Here is an 8,087-nt window from a genome sequence, read left to right as displayed (position 1 = left end):
GTGCTCGGCAACCTTCTGCGAGAGCTTGTAAAGCAGGCGGCCGCGGTCGGCCGCGCTCACCTTGTGCCAGACGCCCTCGAAGCAGTCGCGCGCCGCGCGCACGGCGGAATCGATGTCGGCGGCATTGCTGCGCTGGATTTCGTCGAAAGGCTGGCCGTCGGAGGGGTCGAGCACCTGCAGGGTGCGGCCGGAGGATGACGGGACGTCGGCGTTGGCGATGAAGTTGAGTTGCATGGGACGGGATTTTGCACCCGCTACCGGGGTGCGCCTGCGCCCGGCCGCGGCAGCGCCCGGACCGCGTTGAGCATGCGCTCCACGTGCTTGTCCGGATTCAGGTTCTGGTAGTAATAGGCCACCTTGCCGTTCGGCGCGATCACATAGGACAGGCGGTTGGCGAAGTCGGGCCGGGTCTGCATCAGGGCGTCGAAGCCGTTGATCACGGATTTGGATTCGTCCGAAGCCACGGGAAAGCGGCTCTGGCACGACTTGACCGAGAACTTGGAGAGGGTGTCGATGTCGTCGGCCGACACGCCGATGACCGTGGCGCCGAGCGCGGCGAACTGGTCGACGGCTTCGGCGAAGGCATGCGCTTCGATCGAACAATCGCTGGAGTCGGCCGCCGGAAAGAAGTACACCACCACCGGGCCCTTGGCCAGCGCCTCGGCCAGCGAATAGCGGAAGGTCTTGCCGCCGAGCGCGGCGTTGGCGGTGAACTTGGGCACCGGATCGCCGATGTCCAGTGCAGCCCAGGCGGGCAGTGCCAGCCCGGCGGCGACCGACATCAGGGCAATGCGTGAGAGGATCGGTCTTGCCATGGTGTAACTCCGAGCAGGGGTGAAACGAATTCTAGGATGCCATCATGAACCTCTGGACCCCACTTCTGCGTATCTGTCTTGCCGGCGCCATGGCTGCGGCGCTGGCGGCGTGCGGCTCGCTGCCGCCGGCGCGCGAGCGGGCGGCGGTGAACGCCGCCGCGGCCGATCCGTCCACCACGCTGGCACGCATCGCAGCCGCCTCGACGCCGCCGGGCGAGCATTCGGGCTTCCGGCTGATGCCGCTCGGCGTCTATTCGCTCGACGCGCGCGTGCAGCTGGCAGAGCGCGCCCAGCGCTCGCTGGTGGTCCAGTACTACCAGTTCGAGAACGACGCCACCGGCCGCCTCCTGATGCGCGCGCTGCGCGAGGCGGCCGGGCGCGGGGTGCAGGTGCGGCTGCTGGTGGACGATCTCTACACAGTCAAGAGCCAGCAGCCGCTGCTCGCGCTTTCCGCCACGCCCAATGTGCAGGTGCGGCTGTTCAATCCGTTCTGCTGCGGACGCGGCGGTTTTCTCTCGCGCTTCGCGGCCTCGCCGCACGAGATCGGGCGGCTCAACCACCGCATGCACAACAAGCTCTTCATCGCCGACGGCGTCATGGCGGTGGTGGGCGGGCGCAACATCGCCGACGAGTATTTCGTGCTGAGCGAGGCGCAGAACTTCATCGACATGGACGCGCTGGTGGTGGGCAAGGTGCTGCCGCAGCTCGAATCGATCTTCGACGCCTACTGGAACAGCGAGCAGGTCTGGCCCATTGCCGACATCGTGCGCGGGGAGGGCGGCCGCACGCCCACGGCCGCCGACTTCGACGCCTGGATCGGCATGGCCGCGCCGCCGCCGAAGATCGTGCTGCCGCCGTCCGACGTGCTGGGCTACGGGCCAATCGCGGAAGAACTCGATGGCGGCCGCATGGGCCTGCTGTGGGGCGAGGCCCGCGCGATTGCCGATCCGCCCACCAAGCCCGCAACGATGACCGAGGACGAGGCCATTGCCACCAGCGTGACCATGAAGGTCTGGACGCTGCTGATGGACGCCAAGGTCGAGGTCGACCTGACCTCGCCCTACCTGGTGCCCGGCGAGCGCGGCATGGCGGCCTTCGAGGACCTCGCCAGGCGCAACGTCAAGCTCACGCTCTTGACCAATTCGCTGGCCGCCAACGACGAGCCGCTGGTGCACACCGGCTATGCGCGCTACCGCGAGCGGCTGCTCAGGAGCGGTGCCGACCTGTACGAGCTGAGCCCGCAGCGCACCACCGCGGGCGAGCGCTTCGGCATGTTCGGCAAATCGCTGGGGCGGCTGCACTCCAAGACCGCCGCCATCGACAAGACCCGCATCTTCATCGGCTCGATGAACCTCGATCCGCGCTCGGCGAGCCAGAACACCGAGATGGGCGTGGTGGTCGACAGCCCGCAGCTGGCGCGCGAGATGCTGCGCGTCATCAACATCAGCAAGCTGCAGAATTCGTACCGGCTGCGCATTGCCAAGGACACCGGCACGCTGCAGTGGCTCACCACCGATGGCGAGAAGGAAGTCATCCTCACGTCGGAGCCGGAATCGAGCTTCTTCCAGCGGCTCCACAACCTGATCATTGCGCCCCTGGTTCCCGAAATGCTGCTGTAGCCTCGGGGGATGGCGCAAAGCTTCATTTCGTTGTCGGCCCTCCAGGTGATGTGCTGGGGGCTGATTTTTTTCGGCGGCATCTACCTGGGATTCGGCGCCCTCAACTGGCTGCTGGCCCGGCGGGTGCTGCCCGCGCTCGGCATCGGGCGCGTGCTCGACCCGCGGCCGCTGCAGCCGGGGCAGCTGCGCCGCGAACTGGCGCAGTCGGGCGTGTCGGTGCTCGTGTTCGGGCTGGGCATGGTGTTTCCGTGGGGCTTGCTCCAGCTGGGCTGGGCGCGGCTCGATGCCGACGCGGGCTGGCGCCAGGTCGCGGCTGAAATCCTGGTGCTCGCGATCTGGAACGACGTTCATTTCTGGTTCAACCATCGGCTGCTGCACACGCGCTGGCTGCGGCGCTTTCACGGGCCGCACCACCGCTCGGTCGTGACCACGCCATGGGCGACGTACAGCTTCCATCCGATCGAGGCGGCCATGCTCGGCAACGTGATCCTGCTGCCGATGCTGCTGCACGACTTCAGCTTCTGGTCGCTCGCGTCGGTGCCGCTGTTCAGCCTGTTCTTCAACAGCATCGGGCACTCGAACTACGACTTCTTTCCGCGGGCGTCGTACGGCCACTGGTTTGCCGCAAGCCGCCGGCACCATTTGCACCACGCCTGCCACGGCGGCAACTACGGCTTCCAGTTCACTTTCATGGACCGGTTGTTCGGCACGCGCATTGCCGCCGACGCGGCCGAGCCGCAGTTCCTGGCCTTCCGCGAGAAGCAGCAACGCCAACCGCAGCATGGCACGCCGGCCTGAGGCGCCGCGCTGGCCGGCGCGCCTTCGCCATGGCCGCGACTGGCAGAGCCTGGCGTACCTGGCGGCGCTCCCGGCGCTGGCGGCATGGCAGTGGGTGCACGGCTTTGCCGTGCTGCTCTATGCGCCGATGCTGTTCCTGACGCTGGGCGTGGGCGTGATCCACCACAACCACGTGCATCTGCGCATGTGGCGCGGGCGGCGCATGAACCGGTTCACCGACTTCTGGATCACGCTGCTGCAGGGGCATCCGACCTTCGTCTTCTGGCCGGCGCATGTGGCCAACCACCATCGCCACCGGCACGGGCCGCGGGACGTGGCGCGCACCTACCGCTTCGGCGGCGACACCAACCATCTGCGGGGCTACCTGCTGCATCCGTTCCAGGCCGTGTGGGTGCTGGTGCCGGTGTTCTTCGGCTGGCTCGGCCAGCTTCGCAGGCACCGGCCCGGACCCTGGCGCTACTGCATGRCGCAGTACGCCCTGTGGCTCGGCAGCTGGAGCGCGCTGCTGCTGCTCGACTGGCGCAAGGCCCTGCTGCTGGTGATCGTGCCGCAGCTGCACGGGCTGCACTGGCTGCTGGCCACCAACTATCTGCAGCACGCACATGCCGACCCGAGCTCACGCAGCTGCATCGCACGCGCTACCGCGCGCAGGTCGATCCCGCGCTCAACGAGCAGGGACTGGTGCCCTACATGGTTCGCGTGTTCGTGCTCGGGGCGCTGTGGCCGCGTTTTCGCAGCCGCCCGCTGATGCCGTCCGTGCCCGTGCCGCCCGAGTCTCCAACCCACTGAACCATGCCCGTCCCATTCCAACGCGTCTATATCGAGAGCGCCGGCTACTTCATGCCCGGCGAGCCCATTCCCAACGAGCGCATGGATGCCTACATCGCGCCGCTCAACCGGATGTCCGAGCGCATCAAGCGGCGCATCCTGGCCGAGAACGGCATCCTCACGCGGCACTATGCGATCGACGAGGAGGGCATGACGCGCCACACCAATGCGCAGCTGGCGGCCGGCGCGATCCGCGACTGCCTGCGGCGCGGCGGCGCCGAGCTGTCGCGCGTGTCGCTGCTGGCCAGCGGCTCTTCGGGCGGCGACACGCTGATGCCCGGTTTCGCCAACATGATCCAGGGCGAACTGGCGGCGCCGCCCATGGAAACGCTGTCGGTGCACGGCATCTGCGCTGCGGGCGTGTCGGCCATCCAGTCGGCCGCGCAGGGCATCGAGCTGGGGGCACACCGCAGCGCGCTCGCGGTGGCCAGCGAAATGCCCTCGCGGCTTTTCAAGCGCTCGCGCTTCGCTGCGCGTGGCTACGAGACCGACTTCGATTCGCACTTCCTGCGCTGGATGCTCTCCGACGGTGCGGGCGCGCTGCTGCTGTCGGACGGTGCACCTGCGCTGGCCGGCAACCCGGGGCTGCGCCTGCGGCTCAAGTGGGTGCACCAGCGCGCGTTCTCGGGGGACTACCCGGTTTGCATGCAGCTGGGCCTGACCGAGGACCGCGCGCGCGGCCATCTCGATTTTGGCTCGTGGGCCGAAGCGGAGGCGGCGGGTGCCTTGTCGCTGCGGCAGGACATCCGCCTGCTGCCGCACCTGTTCGACATCGGCATTCATGAATACGCAACACTGGTGCAGGGCGGATGGCTCGATCCGAAGCGGATCGACCATTTCCTGTGCCACTACTCGTCGGAGAAATTCATTCCCGTGGTCGAGGACCTGATGGCCAAGGCCGACCTCGCCATTCCGCGCGAGCGCTGGTGGAGCAACCTGGCTTGGCGCGGCAATACGGGGGCTGCGTCGATCCTGGTCATGCTGTCGGAGTTCCTGCACTCCAAGGCGCTGAAGCCGGGCGAACAGATCTTCTGCTACGTGCCGGAATCGGGGCGCTTCATGGCCGCCTACATGCTGCTGGAGGTCGAGGCGGCCGAGGTGCCCACCCGGGCGGTGGCCGTTCCGCGCACCACGGCCGACGCGGCCCCGGACGAAGAAGCCGCGATCGCTCCGCCGCACGACCCGGCCGCCGCGCCCGAAGGCCTCGGCGCGCTGCTGACCGAACTGGCCGGCATCTGGCACGACTACCGCTCGCGCGCCTGGCGCACGCCGCTGATCCGCCAGATCCGCGAGCGCCGCCTTGCCTTGCCCGACTACCTGAACTGGATGGAGCAGTGGATCCCGCAGGTGCGCGAAGGCAGCCGCTGGATGCGCGAAGGCGCCGCTTCGCTGACGGGGCCCTATCAGGCGCTGGCCGCGCTGATCGACGTGCACGCGGGCGAGGAGCAGGACGACTTCAACATTCTCTTCAGCGACTACCGCAAGGCCGGCGGCACCGTCGAGCGGATCGACGATCTGCGCCGCAACCCTGGCGGAGAGGCGCTCAATGCCTACCTGCACGGCCTGGCCGCCACGCGCAACCCGATCGGCCTGCTGGGCGCGATCTACATCATCGAGGGCACGGGCCAGCGCATCGTTCCCGCGCTGCTGCCGCTGATCAAGGCCGGCCTGAAGCTGCCGCCCGACGCCTTCCGCTTTCTCGAATACCACGGCCACAACGACGAGAACCACCTGAACCGCTGGCTCGCCGCGGTCGAGATGGTGATGGCCGTGGAAGGCGGCGAGGGCGCCGAAGGCCGGGGCCGGGCGGCCCGCCAGATCATCGACACGGCGCGCCACACGGCCGCGCTGTACCTGGTGCAGTTTCAGCACATTACACAGCGGATGCCCCATGAGCCGAACGCCTGATTTTCTTGCGCAGGGTCACGACGAGCGCGACCCCAGTCCCTGGCTCGCGCTCTACCTGGACCAGAGCAGTGCTGGGCTTCATCGGCCGCAATTCGCCGGTACCCGTGGGCACCTCGCCGCTGGAGCCGGCCGACATCGATGCGCTCAAGGACGAGACCTTCCTGAAGCACGACCTGAATCTCTTCAACTTCGTGATCCGGCTGAACCAGGCGCTGCGCGACAAGGGGCTGGTGCTGGCCAAGGCGCCCGAGGTCGATTTTTCGATGATCAGAGACCCGGGCCTGCGGCTTTCGGACATGCCGCGCGGCAGGCTCAACTTTCTCGACCTGCAGAGCRCCATCGAGCTTTTCACGCCGCTGTACCAGCTGATGCTGACCGACAACGACTTCTGGCGCGCCGCCAATTCGCTGCAGCTGGACGAAACCATCGGCATCTACGCGGCCACCTTGCTGGGCGCCCCCGAGCACCTCATCCTGGTGAACAACAAGCATCCGCTGGTGCCGCTTTCGACCCTGCGGGCCGGGCACCGGCTGGTCATTCACGGGCTGTCGACGGAGATGCTGCACAGCCTGCTGCGGCGCATGCAGGCCGCGCAGGGGGCAACCCCCACGCCGTAGCAGCCACTTGCATAAGCGTATGCTGCCCCCAGATGCAATCCATGAACACGACCCATAATCCGTCTTCCAAGACCGATCTGGCAGTGACCCACGTGCTGGCTCAACTGCTGGAGCGGCTTGAGCACAGCGCCGTCCCCGTAGGCGCCGAGCAGTACCGCTCGGTGGTAGAACACCTGGTGCACGAATTCAACGACGTTGAACCCGGCGCCGACCTGGGGCGTCTGCTCGACGCCTATCCTGCCGCCGCCGAGGTCTACGAAAACCTCAATTACCAACATGCCGGCCTCTGCCGCTCGGCGCTCGACACGGCGCTTGCGGCCGAAGTCAGCGCGAGAGAAGCCATTGCACGCGCCATGCGCAACACCGAACCGAAAAAGGACAAAGCCGATGGCCAAAGCTGAGGTCAAGACCGCCGTTGTGGCCGATGGCCTGCGTTACAAATCGAAGGCGCCGGGCTCTCCGTTCCGCGCTTCGGCGTCGTTCAGCGGGGCCACCATGTCCTGCTTCATGTGCGGAAAGCACCGCGTACGGTCGCAATTGCGCACCCGCCAGGTGCTGGGCAAGTCGCAGACCGTTTGCGCGCCCTCGTGCAAGGCGCTCGACGAATCGCTCGAATAAGCCGGATTCGCGGGCCTAGCATGGCGGCGCGACGCCTTGGCGACATGCCCGAGCGTGAGAATTGCAGATTTTCTTTCCAAATCGCCTGCAATGGATATACAGTTAGACACAATTGATGCATTTATTGCGTTAGTCAAAAGTTCTAATTTGTAGTCGACGGCAAATGATTTTGTGTATGTGCAATAACGCCCAGTGCCGGGCGATTTGCGGAAGGAATCTGCAATGAACAAGTCGCGCCACGTGGTCATGCAGGTGGTCAAGCGTTCCTCCGGCAGTGCGACGCACCATGTGGAATTCCTCATGGACAACATCTTTGCGGAGCGCCTGCGCCAATTGCGCTCGCTGGTTCCGCCGCTGGGCAGCCTCAACAAGCAGCGCGACCTGGTGATCGACAAGGTGCGCGCGCGCCTTCCGAACGCCGTCTGGCGCACCGGAAGCCATGTCGACGAGGGCGTGGAGGGCTCCTGCATCGTCATTGCGGCGGAAGGCTCGTTCAATTGCGGCGGCAAGGACCGCCTGACGCGCGAAAAGCTGGTGACCTACAACTTTTCGATTTCGCGCCTGATCGAATTGCACGCCGAACGCCCCGACGGCGAAACCCTCTACATCCGCGACGGCACCTTCGCCAACGACGAGCCCGCCGACTCGGCCGCGGGCCTCTGGGTGGCGTCGCTGACCGAACAGGAAACCGTGATGCGCATTCCGGATGCCCCTTCGGACTTCGACACCCTGCACGACCTGGCAATGCGCCCCGAACAGCGAGCCGCCGCCACTCCTCCCAGCCACAGGGCCAGTTTCTACTGAAGAGCCTCGGCCGCCGCGCCTACCGGCGTGTAGTGTGCGCGGTTGTTCTCGAGCCAGCGTGCCGACAGGCTGCTGTCCTG

At 66.7% G+C, this 8,087-nt stretch carries 9 protein-coding genes and 1 pseudogene; 8 read left to right on the top strand and 2 right to left on the bottom strand.

Going from position 1 to position 8,087, the window contains the following annotated elements:
* Both AC1DOC_RS23035 and AC1DOC_RS23030 read right to left on the bottom strand, forming a co-directional pair.
* A partial coding sequence (locus AC1DOC_RS23035; RefSeq protein ID WP_478130553.1) for an aldehyde dehydrogenase family protein occupies positions 1-234 on the bottom strand: 234 nt, incomplete at its 3' end.
* A gap of 20 nt (positions 235-254) precedes the next feature.
* A complete protein-coding gene (locus AC1DOC_RS23030; RefSeq protein WP_012747455.1) occupies positions 255-815 on the bottom strand; it encodes a peroxiredoxin in 561 nt (186 codons plus the stop codon).
* Positions 816-859: 44 nt separating this feature from the next.
* On the opposite strand from AC1DOC_RS23030, the gene AC1DOC_RS23025 reads away from it, so the two are divergent.
* From AC1DOC_RS23025 to AC1DOC_RS22990, 8 genes and pseudogenes are all read left to right on the top strand, one after another.
* Positions 860-2,434, top strand: a complete 1,575-nt coding sequence (locus tag AC1DOC_RS23025; RefSeq protein WP_018906110.1) for a phospholipase D family protein — start codon at positions 860-862, stop codon at positions 2,432-2,434.
* Positions 2,435-2,443: 9 nt separating this feature from the next.
* A complete protein-coding gene (locus AC1DOC_RS23020) occupies positions 2,444-3,232 on the top strand; it encodes a sterol desaturase family protein (RefSeq protein ID WP_018906109.1) in 789 nt (262 codons plus the stop codon).
* Entirely contained in the window at positions 3,216-3,980 is a 765-nt protein-coding gene (locus AC1DOC_RS23015) for a fatty acid desaturase (RefSeq protein WP_478130552.1), read from the top strand. The genes AC1DOC_RS23020 and AC1DOC_RS23015 overlap by 17 nt, the downstream gene beginning before the upstream one ends.
* Before the next feature lie 44 nt (positions 3,981-4,024).
* On the top strand, positions 4,025-5,968 hold the full coding sequence (locus AC1DOC_RS23010) for a StlD/DarB family beta-ketosynthase (RefSeq protein ID WP_018906107.1): 1,944 nt from the start codon (positions 4,025-4,027) through the stop codon (positions 5,966-5,968).
* Positions 5,952-6,585: pseudogene (locus tag AC1DOC_RS23005) on the top strand (DUF6999 family protein). Before AC1DOC_RS23010 ends, AC1DOC_RS23005 begins: the two are co-directional and overlap by 17 nt.
* Positions 6,586-6,617: 32 nt before the next feature.
* Entirely contained in the window at positions 6,618-6,986 is a 369-nt protein-coding gene (locus tag AC1DOC_RS23000) for a hypothetical protein (RefSeq protein WP_012747461.1), read from the top strand.
* The gene (locus AC1DOC_RS22995; protein WP_012747462.1) at positions 6,973-7,203 is read left to right on the top strand and encodes a hypothetical protein; all 231 of its coding nucleotides are present in this window, start codon (positions 6,973-6,975) and stop codon (positions 7,201-7,203) included. Before AC1DOC_RS23000 ends, AC1DOC_RS22995 begins: the two co-directional genes overlap by 14 nt.
* A 222-nt stretch (positions 7,204-7,425) precedes the next feature.
* Positions 7,426-8,007: a hypothetical protein gene (locus AC1DOC_RS22990; protein WP_012747463.1), complete on the top strand. Its 582-nt coding sequence runs from the start codon at positions 7,426-7,428 to the stop codon at positions 8,005-8,007.
* Positions 8,008-8,087: the final 80 nt, after the last annotated feature.

Source organism: Variovorax sp. 01T439_2 (assembly GCF_056398445.1).
The sequence above is the reverse complement of the archived record's forward strand: the minus strand, read 5'-3'. Positions and strand labels throughout refer to the sequence as shown.

Bases quoted from the DNA above. Each gene is read 5' to 3' on its own strand.
- AC1DOC_RS23030 (WP_012747455.1), bottom strand. From the start codon at position 815: ATGGCAAGACCGATCCTCTCACGCATTGCCCTGATGTCGGTCGCCGCC.
- AC1DOC_RS23025 (WP_018906110.1), top strand. From the start codon at position 860: ATGAACCTCTGGACCCCACTTCTGCGTATCTGTCTTGCCGGCGCCATG.
- AC1DOC_RS23020 (WP_018906109.1), top strand. From the start codon at position 2,444: ATGGCGCAAAGCTTCATTTCGTTGTCGGCCCTCCAGGTGATGTGCTGG.
- AC1DOC_RS23010 (WP_018906107.1), top strand. From the start codon at position 4,025: ATGCCCGTCCCATTCCAACGCGTCTATATCGAGAGCGCCGGCTACTTC.
- AC1DOC_RS23000 (WP_012747461.1), top strand. From the start codon at position 6,618: ATGCAATCCATGAACACGACCCATAATCCGTCTTCCAAGACCGATCTG.
- AC1DOC_RS22995 (WP_012747462.1), top strand. From the start codon at position 6,973: ATGGCCAAAGCTGAGGTCAAGACCGCCGTTGTGGCCGATGGCCTGCGT.
- AC1DOC_RS22990 (WP_012747463.1), top strand. From the start codon at position 7,426: ATGAACAAGTCGCGCCACGTGGTCATGCAGGTGGTCAAGCGTTCCTCC.